The sequence below is a fragment of the Flexilinea flocculi genome, assembly GCF_001192795.1.
Lineage (GTDB): Bacteria > Chloroflexota > Anaerolineae > Anaerolineales > Anaerolineaceae > Flexilinea > Flexilinea flocculi.
In genome coordinates, this window is record NZ_DF968181.1 from 171,124 (window position 1) to 191,528 (window position 20,405).

At 43.9% G+C, this 20,405-nt stretch carries 13 protein-coding genes and 1 pseudogene; 12 read left to right on the forward strand and 2 right to left on the reverse strand.

The features are described from left to right. Positions 1-6: 6 nt before the first annotated feature. The gene (locus ATC1_RS05710) at positions 7-1,014 is read right to left on the reverse strand and encodes a LacI family DNA-binding transcriptional regulator (RefSeq protein WP_201777246.1); all 1,008 of its coding nucleotides are present in this window, start codon (positions 1,012-1,014) and stop codon (positions 7-9) included. Between the two features lie 475 nt (positions 1,015-1,489). On the opposite strand from ATC1_RS05710, the gene dnaE reads away from it, so the two are divergent. From dnaE to ATC1_RS05780, 12 genes are all read left to right on the forward strand, one after another. Beyond that, entirely contained in the window at positions 1,490-5,515 is a 4,026-nt protein-coding gene (gene dnaE / locus ATC1_RS05715) for a DNA polymerase III subunit alpha (RefSeq protein WP_062279222.1), read from the forward strand. A 461-nt stretch (positions 5,516-5,976) separates the two neighbouring features. After that, entirely contained in the window at positions 5,977-6,972 is a 996-nt protein-coding gene (locus ATC1_RS05725) for an ATP-dependent 6-phosphofructokinase (RefSeq protein ID WP_062279225.1), read from the forward strand. A gap of 729 nt (positions 6,973-7,701) precedes the next feature. Further along, positions 7,702-8,967 carry an ABC transporter substrate-binding protein gene (locus ATC1_RS05730; RefSeq protein ID WP_062279227.1) on the forward strand — a complete coding sequence of 422 codons (1,266 nt, stop codon included), beginning with the start codon at positions 7,702-7,704 and terminating at the stop codon, positions 8,965-8,967. A gap of 550 nt (positions 8,968-9,517) precedes the next feature. After that, a complete protein-coding gene (locus ATC1_RS05735) occupies positions 9,518-10,450 on the forward strand; it encodes a carbohydrate ABC transporter permease (RefSeq protein WP_062279229.1) in 933 nt (310 codons plus the stop codon). A 109-nt stretch (positions 10,451-10,559) separates the two neighbouring features. Beyond that, positions 10,560-11,438, forward strand: coding sequence for a carbohydrate ABC transporter permease (locus ATC1_RS05740; protein WP_082174688.1), 879 nt, complete (start codon positions 10,560-10,562; stop codon positions 11,436-11,438). Positions 11,439-11,586: 148 nt separating this feature from the next. Beyond that, the gene (locus ATC1_RS05745) at positions 11,587-12,591 is read left to right on the forward strand and encodes a Gfo/Idh/MocA family protein (protein ID WP_062279230.1); all 1,005 of its coding nucleotides are present in this window, start codon (positions 11,587-11,589) and stop codon (positions 12,589-12,591) included. Then, on the forward strand, positions 12,588-13,583 hold the full coding sequence (locus ATC1_RS05750) for a Gfo/Idh/MocA family protein (RefSeq protein WP_062279232.1): 996 nt from the start codon (positions 12,588-12,590) through the stop codon (positions 13,581-13,583). The genes ATC1_RS05745 and ATC1_RS05750 overlap by 4 nt, the downstream gene beginning before the upstream one ends. Before the next feature lie 7 nt (positions 13,584-13,590). Further along, complete coding sequence (locus ATC1_RS05755) at positions 13,591-14,277, forward strand: metal-dependent hydrolase (protein WP_062279234.1); 687 nt, start codon at positions 13,591-13,593, stop codon at positions 14,275-14,277. A gap of 787 nt (positions 14,278-15,064) precedes the next feature. Next, complete coding sequence (locus ATC1_RS05765) at positions 15,065-16,333, forward strand: hydroxymethylglutaryl-CoA reductase, degradative (protein WP_062279237.1); 1,269 nt, start codon at positions 15,065-15,067, stop codon at positions 16,331-16,333. Beyond that, a complete protein-coding gene (locus ATC1_RS05770; protein ID WP_062279239.1) occupies positions 16,330-17,385 on the forward strand; it encodes a hydroxymethylglutaryl-CoA synthase in 1,056 nt (351 codons plus the stop codon). Before ATC1_RS05765 ends, ATC1_RS05770 begins: the two co-directional genes overlap by 4 nt. A 223-nt stretch (positions 17,386-17,608) precedes the next feature. After that, entirely contained in the window at positions 17,609-18,760 is a 1,152-nt protein-coding gene (locus ATC1_RS05775; RefSeq protein WP_062279241.1) for a thiolase C-terminal domain-containing protein, read from the forward strand. Positions 18,761-18,942: 182 nt separating this feature from the next. Next, entirely contained in the window at positions 18,943-19,350 is a 408-nt protein-coding gene (locus tag ATC1_RS05780) for a Zn-ribbon domain-containing OB-fold protein (protein WP_062279243.1), read from the forward strand. 79 nt (positions 19,351-19,429) lie between these two features. Here ATC1_RS05780 and ATC1_RS15035 read toward each other — a convergent pair. Then, positions 19,430-20,403, reverse strand: a pseudogene (locus tag ATC1_RS15035) (integron integrase). Between the last annotated feature and the right edge of the window lie 2 nt (positions 20,404-20,405).

A 20,405-nucleotide genomic window follows, 5' to 3' on the forward strand; every position in this document is an offset into this window, starting at 1 on the left:
TAATAGTTATGGCCTGGGACCAGTCGAATCTCGAATAATCATCCGATATGGAAGGATTGTTTCCAAAGGAATCGATTCGTTTTGTTCGAGTTTTCTGCACAGTAATTCAGTGGCTTTCTGTCCCAGACTGTAGCATGGTTGTGCCACAGTGGTAATTTTCGGCGTAAACATGGAAGTCTGTTCCACATCATCGAAACCGACGATGGATATATCTTCTGGAATGCACATTCCCATGATTTTTGCCGTATTGACTGCACCGATCGCGAGTACATCGGAAATGCAGAATAAGGCGGTAGGACGATCTGATTGCGTGAGTAGTTTTTCAGCAGCTCTGCATCCGCTCTGATAGTTGTAATCTTTTCCTGCAAAAGCGACATAGCGGTCCGTAGATTCAAGCCCTGCTTCGCGGAGGGCATCTTTATATCCTTTCAAACGATTTTCAGTTGAAAGATATTTGTTGACACTGCTGATCATGCCGATTTTTTTGTGGCCAAGAGCGATTAAATAGCGAACTGTTTCGACTGCAGCATGATAGTTATCGATCGAAACGCGGGAAATATCCAAATCCGGATCATATTCACAACATTGGATTATCGGAAACTCTTCAGCATATTCGGATAACCAATGCTGCCCCTTTTCCGATGCCAGAAGAATTGCTCCGTCTGCCTTATGTTTATACAGCATGTCTAAAGTTTTTTTGATCTGTTGGGTTTCATCTGTGGTGTTGCAGACAAAAGAACTATAGTTCATATCCCGGCTCAGATCGCATATTCCGGAAATGATATTGGAATAAAACGGATTTGTCATATTTGGAGTCAGAATGAGGATTGTTCTCGTCCGTTTTTTTCGAAAATTGCGGGCAAGGACATTCGGTTCATATCCGAGTTTTTTGACAGCCCTGATAACTGTATTCGTTGTCGGCTGGCTGATCGTTCCGGTGTTGTTCAGCACGCGCGAAACCGTTGAGGCGGAGACATTTGCTTCTTTTGCAACATCGTTGATCGTAACCATCATTTTGATCCTTTATGAAATCGATCGAATTTACATCAACAGGTATTTGCTTATAAAAACATGCAATCGTTTGCATTGTTTATTTGTAGTGTAAATGATTTTTATTAACTTGTAAATAAATAAAAGTCACAGAATATTTTGTGCAAATGTCATGATTCAAGTTCTTTTGTACGAATGGAACCTCTTAAAAATTTCCAATAAACCAGATAAATTGGAAAGTTATCTTTTCTCATTTGATGGAAGATTGCTTTCCTTTGAGGGGCTTGCACGGCTGTCTGTCATTGCGAGGAGGCGTTAGCCCGACGAAGCAATCTGTTTTCATGGCGAATAAAGAAGGAAAATTTGTTGTTCTTATGACTTTACCCTTCGCGTAAAACATAAGAACAACAATGAATTCTTTTCATATATCGAATTGCTGGCGGGGCAATGAATACCGTGAAAATACGTTAAAATTAGGACATCTTTTGGAGGATTAAAAATGTCATTTGCCCATCTGCACGTTCATACCGAATACTCTCTTCTGGATGGTTTTTCTAAAATCAATAAATTAATTACACGTGTCAAAGAGATGGGGATGCCTGCTGTGGCGATTACTGATCATGGAACGATGTTTGGTGTGGTCGATTTTTTTCAGACAGCAAAAAATGCGGGGATAAAACCGATTATCGGTTTGGAAACCTATATGGCTTCCGAAAACATGAAAGTGCATGAGGCTCAGGAAAAGTCTTCAACGCATTTGTTGCTGCTGGCTGAAAATGATCAGGGTTATCAAAATTTGCTGCAAATTGCTACGGCTTCTCAATTGGAAGGATACTACTATCATCCGCGGATCGACCATGACTTTCTTGCATCTCATTCCGAAGGGTTGATTTGTACTTCAGGTTGTATGGCTGCTGAAATTCCCCGCAGTATTCTTCAAATGAATCTCCAGGCTGCGCGTGAAAAATTGGACTGGTATTTACAGGTTTTCGACAGAGATCATTTTTTTATTGAGCTTCAGGATCATGATATTCCTGAAATTAAAAAGATGAATAATTCGCTGATTGATCTGGGAAAAGAATATAACCTGCAGTTTGTTGCAACGAATGACATTCATTATGTCGACCCGGATGATTGGAAATACCAGGATATTATGCTTGCGATCCAAACGGGTTCACGCTTGAGCGATACCAATCGATTTCGCATGTCAGACAAGACGTATTATTTACGATCTCCGGAAGAAATGGAACGACTTTTCGGTCATATACCGGGGGCGATTGAAAACACGCTGAAAATTGCCGAGCGCTGTAATATTGACCTTACTCAAAAAGAGTATCATCTGCCGATTTTTCCTGTTCCAAAGGGAGAGACCCCTCAAACGACACTGCGTAAACTCTGCGAAAATGGTCTGAGAGAAAAATATGGCGATCGTGTTGAAAGTGATCCAGCTGTACGCGAACGGATAGAAAAAGAACTTAATATCATCCATACCATGGGCTTTGATGCCTATTTTTTGATTGTATATGATTTGGTTCGTCATGCAAAAGAAAATAATATCTGGTATAACGTTCGCGGATCGGGAGCTGGCTCCATGGTGGCGTACACACTTGGAATTACTCCCGTTGAGCCTTTATCATTCAAATTAATCTTTGAACGTTTTCTGAATCCGGAACGAATTTCGATGCCGGATATTGATCTGGATATCCAGGATGATAAGCGGTTCAAACTTCTTGAGTATTGTTCACAGAAGTATGGCGCAGATCATGTAGCTCAGATCATAACGTTTAATACATTGGGTGCGAAAGGTGCTGTCAGGGATGTTGCCCGAGTGATGGATATTCCGCTTCCCGAAGTGGATCGAATCTGCAAATTGATCCCGTCTGGCACAAAAATGCCGGTCAGTGGAAAGTCGATTACTTTAGCGAATTGTCTGGAAGAAATCCAGGAATTTCGTGATGCCATTCAGGCGCAACCAATTCTGACAGAGTTGGTGACGACAGCTTCTGAAATGGAGGGTATCACGAAAAGTGTTGGCACCCATGCTGCTGGCGTCATCATTACCGATTATCCGATTGTAAAGTATGCCCCGTTACATCGGCCGACAAACGGAACAGAAGACAATCCGATCAAATCCGTATCTCAATTCGAAATGAATGTTGTGGATACGATGAAATTATTGAAAATTGATTTTCTGGGACTTGCGACATTAACCGTTATGCAGAAATGCTGCCAGATGATTGAAAAACGACATGGCATTCATTACACACTATCCAACATTCCGACCGATGATCCGGAGACTTTTGATTATATCAGCGCCGGTCATACGGCAGGGATCTTCCAACTGGAAGGCGGAGGGATGACGCGGTATGTGATGGAAATGAAACCGCGCAATCTGGATAATATCATTGCGATGGTAGCGCTGTACCGTCCGGGTCCGATGCAATTTATTCCGGATTATATTGCCTGTCTGCATGGGAAAAAGGAACCAGAATATCGACATGAACGTTTGAAGCCCATTTTTTCTGATACTTTCGGTATTCCGGTTTATCAGGAACAGATTATGTTTGCAGCGATGGATCTTGCTGGTTACACGGCGGCAGAATCTGACAGTCTTAGAAAAGCGATCTCAAAAAAGAAAAAGAAAGATATTGAACTGCATCGGAAAAAGTTCATTGATGGCTGCATAAAAAATGGCATTGAAGAGAAGACAGCGGTCGATATTTTTTGTGACTGGGAACAATTTGCGAACTATGGGTTTAATAAAAGCCACGCTGCAGATTACGGTGTTCTGGCAGTACAAACTGGATTCTTAAAAACTCATTATTTTATTGAATACATGACAGCATCATTGGATGCCAACCTCAGCGATTCGGCAAAAATCGCCTATTACATCAATGAATGTAAAATCCATGGAGTGGACGTTCTGCCCCCTCAAATTAACTCGAGCTTTTGGGGCTTTTCTGTGGAAGACGATCCGGACGGAAAAAGCAGAATCCGGTTTGGAATGGGTGCTGTAAAAAATGTTGGCCAGAATGCTGTTGAGGCGATTGTCGAAGAACGGGAAAAGAATGGACTTTTTAAGAATTTAGATGATTTTGCAGAAAGACTGGATTTACGGATGGTCGGGCGCAGAGCGCTGGAATGTCTGATTAAAGTGGGTGCTATGGATCAATTCGGTGAACGTGGATCATTGCTGGCAAGTCTGGATGCGATAATTAACACCTGTGTTGCGAACATTCGGTCAAAGGATTCAGGCCAGATCAATTTATTTGATTTGATGTCTATTCCAACTTGTCATATTCAGCTGACTGAAACGCCTCCTGTCGATAATCACGAAAAACTGAATTGGGAACGCGAGCTGATGGGTTTGTTTGTTTCCGATCATCCATTAAATGCTCATCTACCGATATTAAAACGGCGAAAAGCATTGACTCATCAGCAACTGGATATGCTGGATCAGGGGACTCAGGTATCTATAGGCGGTATGGTTCAGAGTATGCGGATGATGCTTACGAAAAAGGATAGCCGAACGATGTGCTCTGTCAAGTTGGAGGATATTCATGGTGATTTGACAGATGTTCTCTTTTATCCGAAACAATGGGAAAAAGTTCAGGATATCGTAAAAACAGATGCGGTTCTGATCGTTGAAGGACGTCTGGACAAAAGCAGGATGACAGCGCAAGTCATCGGTTCATCAGCGCAATCTCTGATGGTCGGTGAAATACCGCAGGCTGTTGCAGAATTTGTGGATTCATTCACGAATGAACTTGAGGAACAATTAGATACTGACGATATCGCTGTGGGTGACAATATGCCTTCTCCCGGAATTTATCAGAATGGTACGGCAAATGAATTTGATGATACTCCTGAAGAACCGGAAGTCCCATGGAATCAAATATTGGAAGAATCTGGATCGAGTGATATATGGCCGGACGTTCCGCTCGCCGTGACAAATCTCCCTGAGAAATCTGCTGCTATCGAAGGTAACCAAAAAAATGAAACAGTATTGAAACAGGAACCTGTTGATTCGGCGGAAGATGAAGTTTCATCTGGCGGATCAAAAATATGGGTAAATCAACATGACGGATTGGAAATTTTCCGCAGTGATGATGAAAATGGAAAAAACGATCATCCCCTTGATACATCCGAGCAATTGGCAGCAGATTCCTCAAAAGCTACTGCCGTTTCGGAGATTGAACCTCGCCTGTTAGAAAATTTAGAAGTAGAGGAAGAGGATGATGACGATCTGATCTTTCCGGACACTCCAAAAAAGAAACCGAAACTGCTTACGATTATTATTAAACAAGACCAGGAAATTCCGATCGAATCAGTAATACGAAAGATGAAACGAGTTCATGGATTAATCACATCGTATCCGGGACGTGATCGATTCGCTTTTCTTATCCAGGAAAGCGGAAAGACGAATCTATTGGAATTCCCGGATACCATGACAAACATTTGTGAGGAGTTACTCTTAAAAATTCGTAAAGAGATCGGTGAAAATAACATACAAATCGAGGAATAGTGAAGCGTAAATTTGCAGTTAATCTGCAAAGAACACTTTGGCATATCGATTCAAAAAAAGGAAAGGTTTATGGAATATTCTGTTGGATTTACGCTTGGCGCAAATCCAACAGAATGAATTCTCTTCATTTTTCATGTCTTCTCGAAATTTCCATTCATTGATTTCGGCCTTACGGGATTGTGACAATCCGATCCCAATAGCCTCATTGATCCACTCATCGTAAAACATGTTTAATAATTATTTCAATGTCATAAACCAAACTGGTAGAAATCGCGATTTATTTTTTTTGTAATATGATTTTTTGAATGTAAAATGGATAATAATATGAGCGATTCGTAATGTGATATGAATTCTTTGTAATTTTTCTTGATTGATTCGAAAGATCAGTTCGTATTTCGAATTGCTGAAGTAATATTTACTGACGATTCTAATCGGATCGCGGATATGAAAGGGAATGAACTATGGAATCTGTACAACTGGATACTCCTATTCGATCAGTTGCGGTATTGACATCAGGCGGTGATGCACCAGGAATGAATGCCGGTGTTCGAGCTGTTGTTCGAGCTGGTATTGTTGCCGGATTAAAAATGTATGGTATCCAGGATGGATATCAGGGGTTGATTAATGGAGATATTGTCCCATTGGGAAGACGGGATGTCAGCAATATCTTGAGTCGAGGGGGTACCTTTTTACGTACAGCCCGATGTGCAGAAATGATGACACCGCATGGACAAAGAGAGGCTGTCCGCCAATTGTATAATGAAGGCATTGACGGCTTAATCGTAATTGGCGGAGACGGTACAATGGCGGGCGCTCAATCGATCTCAGCTCAAGGGTATCCGGTTGTCGGAATCCCCGGAACGATCGATAACGATGTATATGGAACTGATACTTGTATTGGCGTCGATACAGCTTTAAACACGATTATGGAAGCGATTGATAAAATCAGGGATACGGCGGCTTCGCACAGCAGGGCATTTCTGGTTCAGACCATGGGCCGGGATAGTGGCTTTCTTGCTGTCGAATCAGCGCTCATTTCAGGGGCTGAAATGGCATTGATTCCGGAAAATCCAAACATTACAGTGGAAGAAATCGCGCAGACAATTGCGAATTCTTATAAACGTGGCCGGCGGCATTGCATTATCGTTGTGGCGGAAGGTTTCCCGATTCCGATGGATGAACTGACGGTTAAATTGGATGCCATGGATTTAGGGTTCAAAGCACGCGGAACGAATCTAAGTTATATTCAGCGCGGGGGAACACCCAGCGCTTTTGATCGATTGATTGCCTCACGGATGGGTTTTAAAGCAATTGAATTTTTGACAACCGGAAAATTTAACGTTATGACAGCGTTGCAGGGTCGGGATATCGTGCCACTGCCAATTCCGGAATTGGTCGGAAAACATCGTGGCTTTCCTGAAGAATACTTAAAGATTTCAAATATTCTTTCCCGATAAGAACCAGTAAATCGAAATAAAAAAAATTTGTATGGTGTTCTTATGGTTTTGCGCGAAGCGCAAAACCATAAGAACACCATATTTTCTTTCTTTATTCGAAAAGCCAATCCACATTTGGAATTGCTGGAAAAGAATTCAGAGGGGGAAAACATATTCCGCCTCTTTTTTTTATCACGTGCCAGGAGATTGCTTCGCCCTTGCTGGGCTCGTAATGACAAATATCGCCTCAGTATGGCTTGCACGGCAATCTGTCATTGCGAGGAGGGCATACGACCGACGAAGAAAATTTTTCTCATGTGCCATCAGGCGTAACAAGATTGTGCCATCGCAGGGATGAAGCAATTGTTATCAAAACTGGTGGATTGGATTTCAATTGGATTTCTTGATAAGTTGCGAATAGGTAAGGATATGCTTTGCCAGTGTTTCGAAATATCCTTGATTTTCACAAAACGTCCTTAGATCATTGAATTGCTGAATCTTAATCAGAATGGCAAAGAAAAATAGAATAATCTTGCTTCAGCAAACAATTCGTTTTTACTTATCATGTGAATTGAATCATTGAAAAAGTATTATCAAAATTTATAGCAGATATGACTTTTGTCATGATCGAATTCGTGATTGATTTTATTCCAATCTTTTGTCCTTGCGGATTAAAATTATGATTATCTGTCTTAGTAAACCCATTTACCCGGGGTACCAATCAACGTTTGATCTAATTAGGAGATAAAAATGAAGAAGTTTTTTGTTTTTGTTGTATTGGTTATGTTGCTGCTTCTTGCTGTCCCTGTTGCTGCTCAGGAAGCAGGAGCAAAACTGATTATCGAAAGCTGGCGTCAGGATGATATCACCATTTGGAATGAGAAAATTCTGCCTGCATTTAAAGCTATTCATCCCGAAATTGAAGTGATCTTCCAGCCGACCAAACAGGAAGATTATAACGGTCAGTTGAATACAAAACTGGAAGGCGGTACCGCGGGCGATATTATTACCTGCCGTCCATTCGATCCCTCTTTGGCGTTATTTGAAAAGGGATATTTGGCACCGTTGAATGATCTGCCTGGAATGGCATCCTTCGGCGATTCAGCAAAAGTTGCCTGGACTACGGATGATGGAACCACAACCTATTGTGTTCCGATGGCCTCTGTGATCCATGGCTTTATGTATAATAAGACCGCTTTTGAGGAAAAGGGCTGGAAAGTCCCTGTAACCAAGGATGAGTTTTTCGCCTTATTGGACGCCATCAAAGCGGATGGCGAGTATATTCCGCTGGCCATGGGAACACATGACTTATGGGAAGCAGCAACGATGGGCTGGTATAACATCGGTGTTCAAAACTATAAGGGTGAAGAAGGCCGTCTCGGCATCATCAATGGAACAGCAAAATTCACTGATGAACCTTTCGTGAAGACCTTTGAAGAACTGGCAAAATGGGCTCCCTATCTGCCCGATGGTTATCAGGCCGTTCAATATTCCGATGCACAGCAGCTGTTTACCATGGGTAAGGCTGCTATCTACCCGACCGGCTCCTGGGAAATTTCGGTTTTTGAACCATTGATTGCCGGTGAGTTTGAAATGGGCGCTTTCCGAGTTCCGATGGACAAAGCTGACGATCCGTGCTTTATCAGCGACCATACAGATATCGGTATCGGCATGAATTCTGCTACCAAATATCCGGAAGCAGCCAGAATATTCCTGGATTGGGTTGCATCGGCTGAATTTGCTTCGTTATATGCCAATAATATGGTTGGTTTCTTCCCGCTGGCAAATATTGAGTATTCTGTGGATAATCCGGTTGCTCAGGAATTCCTTTCCTGGAGAAAAGATTGCGGATCCAGCATCCGAATTTCTGCATCCATCATCGGACGCGGTGAACCGGGTATGGATACTGATTTATGGAATACATCTGCCAATGTCATCAATGGAACAATGACGCCGGAGGAAGCGGCCAAATACGTCCAGGATGCATTAGATAAATGGTATTCGCCTGCAAAATAAAAACGGAATATTCCGCTTAATCAGGATTGAAAAAGGGGGGGCTGAACAGCCTCCCCTTTTCTGGAAATCAAATTGAAAAAGCAGGACAGTCATTGAAAGATTTCATGATCCCAGGCGAATTGATCTCAGCAATAATGAATTTGCCATTAAGGATGCTCAATTCGAAATACAAACCAGTTAAAATCTCTTCTAAAAGGCTTCGATAGATTTCGAATTAAAGGTTATTCAGAAAATTTAAAATCTTTTTATAATAGTAAGAACAACAAGATTTCTTTTTTGTAAGGGATTCTTTTGTAAAAAAAGAAAGGTATGAAAGATGCGTTGCTGCTGTTCTTCTGAAAAAAATTCTTTCATTTTTTTCTTCTTTTCAAAAGTTCCATTGGGTATCAAAAAAGAGATGAATTTTTCTGTTGTCTGATTGATTGTACAAAGATTTGGGATTTATGCTTAGTAATTCGAAATATTAATAAATCTTTCGAATCGCTGCTTAATGATCGTTTTTTTATTTGTTTCTATTGATCAGTATACATTCACTAAAGGAGAATAACGGATGGTCGCATACAGAAAACACCGGAAACCATTTCCCTGGCACATCATTGTTTTTCTTGCTCCGGCATTGATTGTTTACGTCATTGTGATGGTTATTCCATTATTGGATTCATTATCTCTGAGTTTATTCACGGAAGATCCAGAAAATGCGAGGGAGACGATTTTTACCGGCTTAAGCAACTACCGATACCTTTTCACGGATTATTACTATTCTCCGATTTTCTGGTCGGCGTTGAAACATAATGTGCTTTTCTTTATCATACATATGGTGGTTCAAAATCCGATCGGACTTCTTCTGGCAGCAATCTTGTGCAAAGGTGGAAAAATTCGGACTTTCTTTCGAACGGTTCTATTTATTCCCACAATTCTCTCATTCGTACTGGTCGGTTTTGTGTGGAAGCTAATTCTGAGTCCAGTCTGGGGAGTATCGAAAACGATTCTGAACCTGTTCAGCCTGGGAGGTCTGTTCCAACCATGGCTTGGGCTGGAAGAATCCGCACTGATTACCTGTTCTCTGATTTCAGTCTGGCAGTATATTGGAACACCGATGATTTTATTTTATACCGCATTAATCGCCATACCGGATGAATTATTGGAAGCTGCGCGTGTGGATGGGGCAAATCCCTGGCTGATTTTTTGGAAGATTAAATTTCCACTGATTATTCCTACAGTTGGCTTAGTCACCATGATGACTTTTGTGGGAAATTTCAACGCATTTGATCTGATTTATACAATGCAGGGTGCACTGGCTGGTCCAAATTTTTCCACGGATATCATGGGGACGCTTTTCTATCGAACCTTTTTTGGACAACAGCAGCAAATGCCCAATCAGACATTGGGCGCAACGATCGCCACGATGCAGTTCGTCATCATTTTAATCGGTGTTGTCGTATACATGATCTGGCAGAAACGTACAACGGTTTACGAATATTAGGCGCTATACAAAATGTCAATCTGTCTTTCAAATCCCTGGAAAAATAACAGCCACACTGCAGTCAGTAATTGTTATCCTGCGGAATTGATCGAAGTTTTGGAGGAATTGAATGTCTGATTCAACCGGTCATCAAAAAAGTTTGCAAACTCCATTCAGTTATCGAATACGGAACTGGTTTGGAGAGGCGGTTCCTATTCTGATACTGATCCTTTGGAGCGTGATTGCTCTCTTCCCGATTTATTTGATTTTAATTAATGCCTTTAAAGAACGAAAAGCGATTTTTAAACTCCCCTTTAATTTACCGTCAGCGGAGACTTTCAGCCTGATCGGATTTCAAAATGTGAGTCAGCGAGCGCATTTCGGGACCTATTTCTTCAATAGTATTTTTGTCACTGTCATTGCATTGCTGCTGACACTATTGATCGGAACGATGGCTTCATTTGCCCTGGCGCAATACAAATTCAAAGGTGTAACCATCCTGAATCTCGTTTTTTCGATCGGCATTATGATCCCCATCCGGTTGGCAACCGTCGGTATTTTAAGACTGATGGTGAGCCTTCACTTGACCAATACGTTGGCTGCTTTGATCATTGTTTATGTGGCGCAATCCCTGCCAATGACAATTTTTATTGTATCGTCTTTCATGCGGCAGGTGCCTCAGGAATTAATTCATGCGGCACGCGTGGATGGAGCGTCAGAATACCATATCTATGGATTAATTCTGCCATTAATCAGACCGGCTTTGGGTGCGATCGGAATTTTTACAATGATTCCGATTTGGAATGATTTGTGGTGGCCGTTGATTTTAGCTCCCAGTTTTGAAACTGCAACGGTTACGCTGGGATCGCAACAGTTTTTGGGACAATATATGACCGATTGGAATGCCGTTCTCGCATCTCTGACGATGTCCATGGTTCCCATTCTGATTTTTTATCTGATTTTCTCAAAGCAGATGATCAAGTCCATTACCTCAGGCGCGTTGAAATAAATGGTAGTAATGGGAATTCTTGGACTCCTTATGCGAGAAAAGAGAGGAACCTTGTCGTTGTGATATTTTTGCGCTACACGGAATAACGCGACGCAATAACGAATAACTCTCCTCGTATTTCGAATCGTTGGATGAAAGGAAATTTTTCATGAAAGTTGGTATTATCGGCACAGGTTTCATGGGTGTGACCCATGCTGCCGGATGGGCTCAGACTCCGGCTCAAATATGCGGTTTTTGTGCAGAGACCACTGCTGAAGCCGCACCGCTGGCAAAACAATATCATTCGAAAATATATACATCGATAGACGAGATGCTTCCTGAAGTGGATGTGGTGGACTTATGCACTCCGACATTTCTGCATGCCGAACAAGTCGAAAAAGCAGCCAGAGCCGGGAAAGATATTATTTGTGAAAAACCTTTAGCGCTTGATGTTCAGACTGCCGTTGAAATGCTTGCGGTGTGTCAGAAAATGGGAGTTCGATTGTTCGTAGCGCATGTTGTCCGTTTCTTCCCGGAATATGCGAAAGCAAAAGCGATTGTTGACAGTGGAAAAATTGGACGCCCCGGAACAATCCATCTGCGACGCTGTAATTACCGCCCGAAAAAACCCGTCGGGAACTGGTTCCTGGATGAACAAAAATCCGGCGGACTGTTGCTGGATCTCTCTGTCCATGATTTTGATTATGCCCGTTGGATTGCGGGAGATGTAAAAAACGTCTTTTCAAAAAAAGTCAGTTCTATGGATCCTGAAGCTCCGATTGATTATGCTCTAACCATCTTAACGCATGAAAACGGGACGCTTTCGCACATTACCGGAGGATGGGCGTATCCTCCGCCGAATTTTCAGACAGGATTTGACATCAATTGTGACCGTGGAAATATCCATTGGGATTCTGCTGAAACCGATCCAGTGCACGTTTTAATTCGAACGGATCAGGATTCCCCGGATGTCGGATTGGTCGGATCTCATCTTATCGAAAGTCCTTATACAACAGAGATCAAAGAATTTTATGATGCCATTCAAAATCACAAAGAAGCACGTGTGACTTCGGTTGATGGCATGAAGGCGGTTCAAATTGCCGCAGCAGCACGGAAATCTGCTGAATGCGGTGAACCGGTGATGATCGATTCGATGAAAGGAGAAGCTGCATGATGAAAATTGGAATCATGAGTTTTGCTCATCTGCATGCAGAGGCATATGTGCAGAATATTAAGGCAATACCTGACGTAGAAATGATCGGATTCGTCGATTCGGATGAAAGTCGAGTCGAAAAATTTGGCAGGCAGTTTCAAGTTTCAGCAACAACTGATTTTGAAAAATTCTTCGCAGAAAAACCGGACGGTGTGATCATTTGCTCTGAAAATAATGCGCATCTGCCGATGGTGGAAATGGCAATTGATGCTGGAATTCGAAATATCTGCTGCGAAAAACCGCTTGCCACAACCTTGGCGGATGCCCAAAAAATTACAGCGCTGGCAGTAAAAAACCATGTCAATCTCATGACTGCTTTTCCGGTACGGTTCTCAGCGCCGGTTATGGAAGTTAAACGACAGTTGCAGCTTGGTAATTATGGGAAAATTTATTGTTTTCAATCCTCCAATGAGGGGCGTATGCCGGCAATGTACCGCAAATGGTTTGTGGATAAAGAATTGGCAGGCGGTGGCTCCTTGCAGGATCACCTGGTTCACTTGACGGATTTGTTCCGCTGGATCACCCGCTCTGAAGTCGAATCTGTTTTTGCGCAATCGAACCAGGTTTTTCATCATGGTGAAGTGGATGTGGAAACAGGCGGAATGGCGATGCTTAAATTTCGAAATGGCGTGTTTGCCAGCATCGACTGTTCCTGGTCACGTCCCGATTATTATCCGATTTGGGGCGGTCTGTCGTTTGAAGTGATCACAGATCGGGGAGCGATCCAGGTAGATGCTTTCAAGCAGAATTTATCGGTATACCATCATGAAACAAAAGGGCTGTCTCTGGTTGATTGGGGATCTGATTCCAACCAGGGAATGATCGATGAATTCGCCGCTTCGATCCGGGAAAATCGTCAGGCATCCGTCAGCGCTGAGGATGGATTGCGAGCCGTAGAAGTCATCCAGGCTGCCTATGAGTCCGTTGCCAGCGGAAAAGTAGTTTATCTGTGAGAAGGCGATGAAGATTCAGATTACCTGGCTTGGACATTCTGCTTTTTTATTTGATTTTGATGGATATCGTGTATTGACGGATCCATATTTGAATGACAATCCGGCTGCTGTGTGCAAAGAAACCGAAATTGAAACGGATTCGATACTGGTCAGTCATGGGCATGGCGACCATGTGGGGGATACAGTAAAAATAGCCCGGCGCTGTCAGGCGGAAGTCATCAGTAACACGGAGATTTGCAAGTGGTTATCTGCAAACGGCGTGGAGAAAACGCTTCCTTTATATCACAGCGGAACAAGACAGCTGCCTTTTGGCAGTGTAAAGGCTGTCAGCGCTGTGCATGGTTCTGCTTCGCCGGATGGCGGTTATGGAGGTCTGGCGCTGGGATTTATTCTGACTGCTAAAGATGGACGTAAGATTTATTTTGCTGGTGACACAGGATTGTTTGGTGACATGACATTGATCGGGGAGGAAGGAATTGATGTGGCATTTTTGCCGATCGGTGATATTTATACCATGGGACCTTTGGATTCCATCCGCGCTGTCAACCTGATCAAACCTGGGATCGTCATCCCGATGCACTATAATACCTGGGATCGAATTGCAGTCGATATTCAAAGCTGGGAAAAGGCTGTGAAAGAGAAGACAACAGCCCAGCCGCTTGTATTACAAGCCGTAAAACCCGTTTCGATTTAAATTGCAGGAAGATATTTTTCAGGGATGAAGAGGAACCTTCATCCCTGATTTGTTTTTAAATTTCGGGAATCTTTCTTAAAGCGCTACTGTACTATGACATTTCCGTTGGCTTTTCGAGTGAAGAGAGGAATTGGAATCCTTCTCATGATTCAAATTGACGTGTTTGATAGTTTTTGCCAGTCCATTCCACATAAAATACTACCTGAGTTTCTCACTTTTAGCAAAAAAGACCATTTTTACGCTCAGAATAAGAGTTTTCAGGACGCTAATTCGGGACACTCATGAGTATCCACATGACAATTTGTCATTGCGAGGAGGGCTTAAGCCCGACGAAGCAATCTTTTTTCGCATGGAAATCTTTCCTTAATGTGGCTAGGAGATTGCCACGCCCCTGTGGGGCTCGCAATGACAGGATTCCCACGGCAATCTGGTTTTACGAGGAGGGAAGCTGAGTTTCTTGCTTTTTGAATAATAGTCCCTATTTAGTCTCAAATTTGGAGATTCCAGGACACTAATTCGAGAAACTCAGGTGAAAAGTCGTTCAAAATTTCAACTTGCTGGAACTACCTGATAGTTTTTGCCAGTGCATCCCACATAAAATAGTACAGCAACAGATTTAAACGAAGAATACTGATCCTTATGTTTTTTGATAAAACGGCTGCTATTTGTATTCGATTCAGCGCACTATGGAATCATACATAAAATACAGGATCACTGAAAATATGAAAGTATAGAATTTTCCTTATAATAACGAATGGCAAATGGTTTGATGGATTGAAGGAAAAAAATGGCTGAAACGAAAAAGTTTTATCAACTGACAATACCTGAACGGTTAGAACGACTGAAATCAGACAGTCGGCTTGAGGAGTCGGATATGAAGGCGTTTTCCGGTGAGACTGGTCTGACCAACGACATTGCCGATCATATGATTGAAAATGCAATTGGCGTCTTTTCACTGCCGATCGGAATTGCACAGAATTTCCGGATCAATGGCAAAGCGCTGCAGATTCCGATGGTGATTGAAGAGCCTTCGGTTGTGGCAGCTGCATCCAATGGTGCCCGGTTGGTTGCTCTCAGCGGCGGTTTTGAGGCGGATTCGGATGAACCCCGCATGATCGGCCAACTACAGTTGGTTCATATTCCTGACCTGGAACAAGCGAAGACAAATGTGCTGGCGCGAAAAGAACAGATTCTCAAGATGGTGGCAGAAGTTGATCCGGTTCTGGTATCCCTTGGCGGGGGACCGGTTGATCTTCAGGTACGCTTGTTTCCACAGACTCCTGCAGGACCGATGATGATTCTTCACCTGATCCTGGATGTTCGGGATGCGATGGGTGCCAATGCGATCAATACAGCATTGGAGAAAATTTCCCCTTATATAACGGAAATAACCGGCGGTGCAGTTCGATTAAGAATCCTTTCCAACCTTGCCGACTTGCGTCTTGCAAGAGCACGCTGCAGAATCCACCCGAATTGTCTGACGATGAAAGATTTCTCCGGCGAAGAAGTGCTGGATCGAATCGTCGAGGCGGCAGCTTTTGCTGAGGTGGATCCATACCGCGCGGTTACGCATAATAAAGGAATCATGAATGGAATTGACGCGGTTGTTATCGCGACAGGAAATGATTGGCGGGCTGTTGAAGCAGGGGCGCATGCCTGGGCATCACGCGATGGTGTCATTCGGCCATTAAGTCATTGGACTAAGGATTCTGAAGGATGTTTGTGCGGCAGTATAGAACTACCATTGGCTGCCGGAATTGTCGGAGGGGCTACCCGCGTGCATCCTGGTGCGCGTGCTGCGTTGAAGCTGATGAATGTGTCCTCCTCCAAAGAATTAGCTCAAATTATGGCCAGTGTCGGACTGGCTCAGAATCTGGCAGCACTGCGAGCTTTGTCCACGGAAGGTATTCAAAAAGGACATATGATCCTGCACGCACGGCAGGTAGCTATGGCTGCCGGTGCGACCGGTGAAAAAATTGAACAGCTTGCTGCAGAATTGGTGCAAAGCGGAACGATTCGGATCGATCGGGCAAAGGAGATACTTAAGAACCTATGAAATTATTAATTCCAGAAAAACCAGTCGGTATCATCGGTTATGGCGCTTATATACCGCGCTACCGGATTCCGGCATCCGAAATTTCCAGAATATGGCATGGCGATTCTGATGGAATGCCGATTAAAGAGAAATCAGTTCCAGGTTTGGATGAGGATACGATTACAATGTCCATTGAAGCTGCCAGGAATGCGATAAATCGCGCACAGATTGACCCCAAAGAACTGCGGGCAGTTTGGATTGGATCCGAGTCTCATCCGTATGCCGTCAAACCCAGCGGAACCGTGGTGGCAGAAGCAATTGGCGCTTCCGAATCAATTTCAGCGGCGGATTTTGAATTTGCTTGTAAAGCAGGCACAGAAGCCGTCATCGCCGGAATGGGCTTTGTCGGTTCTGGCATGGGCGATTATGTGCTGGCTGTTGGAATGGATACGGCGCAAGGACGCCCGGGCGATGTTCTTGAATATACAGCCGCAGCCGGTGGAGCAGCTGTGATCATTGGTCCTGCATCCAATGCGCTGGCAGTAATTGACGCAGCGTATTCGTTTGTGACGGATACACCGGATTTCTGGCGACGGCAAACGCAAAAATATCCGGAACACGGTCAGCGTTTTACCGGTGAACCCGCTTATTTTCACCATTTGGAAAGTTCGATCGAAACATTTTTCGCTGAAACCGGCACTGCTGCCAAAGATTACCGTTTTGCAGTGTTTCACCAGCCAAATGCCAAATTTCCGCAAAAGCTTGGCAAAGAATTTGGCTTTACCAAAGAGCAGTTTCAAACTGGACTATTATCGCCGATGATCGGCAATACGTATTCCGGCGCTGTCCTTTTAGGGCTTTCAGCGATTCTGGATATTGCGGAACCGGGGGATAAAATTTTCGCTGCTGCTTTTGGATCCGGAGCCGGTTCAGATACGTTTTCCTTTACGGTAACCGACCAGATACGATTACGCCGCAGCCTGGCTCCGTCAACCCAGGCATACATCAACCGCAGGACTGAAATTGATTATGCGGTTTATGCTCGCCATCGCGGAAAATATGTCATGAATTGATCCGACAGTACGAAAAATAGGTTGATTTTTCGAATCAATAAACGATATTCCAATCCGCATATCGAAATATCGGATTGAATCGGACAATAAAATTTGTCTCTGCGATTTGCATTTCCGGTAAAGCAGTAGCACATTTTCATAAAAACCGGATTTCAATATCAATACGTGGAATCATTTGTTTGGTCCTTTAGAAAAGGGGCTAACAGATATAAAGGATGGGTGATTGAACACGAATCAAGAAAAGAAACAAGTGGTTATAGCTGGTATCGGGATGCTGCCGGTAGGCGAGCATTGGGATCTCAGCTTGCGCACACTCGGCGCTCGAGCTGTCCGAAAGGCACTTGCAGACAGCGGAAACTTGAAGCCGGATGCGATTTATATCGGGAATGGATTGGCTAACATTCTCTCTCACCAGGCAAATTTAGGCGCGTTAATCAGTGATGAAGCCGGTTTTTCCGGAATTGAATCTTGTACATTTGAAGCGGCTGGAGCGTCCGGTGCAGCCGCATTTCGGGCAGCCTGTTTGGCTGTCCAATCCGGTCTGATTGACGTTGCTGTTGCATTGGGCGTTGAAAAAATTACCGATTGTGACGGATCAACTGCTCTGACGGCACAGGATCTGATTCTCAATTATGAATTTGAGGGAATTACCGGTCTGACAGTTGCCGCCGGGGCTGCAATCATTGCGCAACGCTATATATCGGAGCATCTTCTCGATCATAGCATCTTCCAAAATATTGCACTCCAATCTTATCAACATGCTCAGGATAATCCGAATGCAATGTACCGGAACGGTTTAACAGCGGCGATGTATCAAAAACAATCCATCAAAAATGATCCACTGGGCTTATTTGACATTTCTTCTCTGGCAGATGGCGCTGCAGCGCTGGTGGTGACGCGGGAAGAATTGATTCCGGTAGAATCACGCGAAGAAATGGTTCGGGTTTTGGGCTCAGCCAATGCAATTGCTCCATTATCATTGCATGATCGTCATCAATTGTTGCAATATAGTGCTGCGTCGCAGTCAGCAGCGTCTGCACTGCGAAAAGCTGGTATGTCCTTGAACGAGGTGGATCTCTTTGAACTTTGGGATGCAAATTCCATCGATACGGTTCTCTCCATGGAAGCGATAGGTCTGGCTTTGCCGGGAAAAGGCTGGCAGACAGAGAATATAATTCTGAATTCCATGGGAGGCTGTTTAGGACGCGGAAATCCGCTGGGCGCTTCCGGCGCTTATCAATTGGCGGAGGCAGTTTTGCAGCTTCGCGGACAAGCTGGCGCTTGTCAGATTGCGCAGCTTCCAAAGCGGGCACTGGTTCAGGCGCTGGGAGGTCTGGGATCTACAGCTATTACGCACATTCTCGGTCATGGATGAACTATCAAAAACTATCAGGATAGCTTTTGACCGTTTTTTTCTCATATAATTTCGCGATGTTGTATTACAAGAAAACGATTCGAAATACGGGAAGAATCAATGGTCATTATCAAGATCGGATAAAAAATTTTAGCCCATGTTTCGAACCGGCGATGAAAAGGGAAAAAGGAATCAAATAGAAAATGGAAGCACCACGTCATTGGCGTTTGAAAAAACAGCGATATTCACTGACCGGTGAGGTTTGTCCTCATTGCAGTGCAAAAATCTTTCCGCCGCGGGATGTGTGCCCGGAATGCGGTCAGGAAGCAAAAACAGCATTTCAATTCAGTGGAAAAGGTGAAGTATTTTCCTATACCACCATCAATGATGCACCGTCTGGCTATCAGGAACAGGCTCCTTATGCGGTGGCATTGGTCAAGTTGAATGAGGGCCCGATTGTCACAGCCCAATTAACCGATCTGGGAGCAGAACCAGTGCGCATCGGGATGCCGGTGGAAATGGTGACACGGCGGATCAAAGACGATGGCAACGAACGCGGCGTTATTTTATACGGGTATAAGTTCCGACCGGTGATTGCCGGTCCGCGGTAATAACTTTTAAAGTAAAAACAATAAAAGCGTTCTCCCAACCAGGAGAACGTTTTTTTTGTTTGGCTCTCAAAAATGATTGTCAATCCAGCGGACTTCGTACCGCCTTCGGTCCGCGGTTGAGGACATGAGTGTAAATCATCGTGGTTTTGACATCTTTATGCCCAAGCAGTTCCTGCACTGTACGGATATCATAACCTGCCTCAAGCAGATGGGTAGCAAAGCAGTGACGGAAAGTGTGAGGGCTAACCGGTTTATCGATTTTTGCCAGCTTTGCGGCTGCTCTGACCGCCCTTTGAAGCCCGCTGGGATCCAGATGATGGCGGCGCACGATACCGCTGCGTGGATCGATTGACAGGCGATCAGATGGGAAAATATATTGCCAGGGAATTCTTTATCTGCATTGGGATATTTGCGAGCTAGTGCAAAGGGAAGTTCCACCGAGCCATATCCTTGCGCCACGTCCCGTTCATGGATTTTTCGAACAAAGCCGATTTGATCCTTCAGGGACTGCACCAGGCTGGCTGGCAGCATGGTTGCGCGATCTTTTTCGCCTTTCCCTTCCCGAACGATGATCTGAGATTGCTCGAAATCAATATCCTTCACGCGCAAACGCATACATTCCATCAGGCGCAGACCGCAACCGTAAAGCAGCTTTGCCATTAATTGATGCACCCCCTGCATCCCTGAAAGCACACGAATGGTTTCATCTTTCGACAAGACAGTTGGCAAGTATTCGCAAGGTTTGGCGCGCAGTGCATGGATCGGAATAGCAATATCCATTTGCAGTACATTTCGGTATAGAAACAACAGGGCATTCAACGCCTGGTTCTGGGTAGAGGCAGACATATTTTCATCTTTGGCCAGGTGGGTGAGAAAGGCTTCAATTTCTGCAGCACCCATTTCAGCCGGATGGCGTTTGTTATGGAACAGGATATACCGTTTTGCCCAGTGTACATAGGTTTTCTCGGTGCTGTAGGAGTAATGCTTCAGACGGATTGCATCACGAATCTGGTCGAGTAATTTTCTCGATTTTGGAGTTGATTGATCGTTCATAA

Bases quoted from the DNA above. Each gene is read 5' to 3' on its own strand.
- ATC1_RS05765 (WP_062279237.1), top strand. From the start codon at position 15,065: ATGGCTGAAACGAAAAAGTTTTATCAACTGACAATACCTGAACGGTTA.
- ATC1_RS05710 (WP_201777246.1), bottom strand. From the start codon at position 1,014: ATGATGGTTACGATCAACGATGTTGCAAAAGAAGCAAATGTCTCCGCC.
- ATC1_RS05725 (WP_062279225.1), top strand. From the start codon at position 5,977: ATGGAATCTGTACAACTGGATACTCCTATTCGATCAGTTGCGGTATTG.
- ATC1_RS05735 (WP_062279229.1), top strand. From the start codon at position 9,518: ATGGTCGCATACAGAAAACACCGGAAACCATTTCCCTGGCACATCATT.
- ATC1_RS05780 (WP_062279243.1), top strand. From the start codon at position 18,943: ATGGAAGCACCACGTCATTGGCGTTTGAAAAAACAGCGATATTCACTG.
- ATC1_RS05750 (WP_062279232.1), top strand. From the start codon at position 12,588: ATGATGAAAATTGGAATCATGAGTTTTGCTCATCTGCATGCAGAGGCA.
- ATC1_RS05730 (WP_062279227.1), top strand. From the start codon at position 7,702: ATGAAGAAGTTTTTTGTTTTTGTTGTATTGGTTATGTTGCTGCTTCTT.
- ATC1_RS05740 (WP_082174688.1), top strand. From the start codon at position 10,560: ATGTCTGATTCAACCGGTCATCAAAAAAGTTTGCAAACTCCATTCAGT.
- ATC1_RS05755 (WP_062279234.1), top strand. From the start codon at position 13,591: ATGAAGATTCAGATTACCTGGCTTGGACATTCTGCTTTTTTATTTGAT.
- ATC1_RS05770 (WP_062279239.1), top strand. From the start codon at position 16,330: ATGAAATTATTAATTCCAGAAAAACCAGTCGGTATCATCGGTTATGGC.
- dnaE (WP_062279222.1), top strand. From the start codon at position 1,490: ATGTCATTTGCCCATCTGCACGTTCATACCGAATACTCTCTTCTGGAT.
- ATC1_RS05745 (WP_062279230.1), top strand. From the start codon at position 11,587: ATGAAAGTTGGTATTATCGGCACAGGTTTCATGGGTGTGACCCATGCT.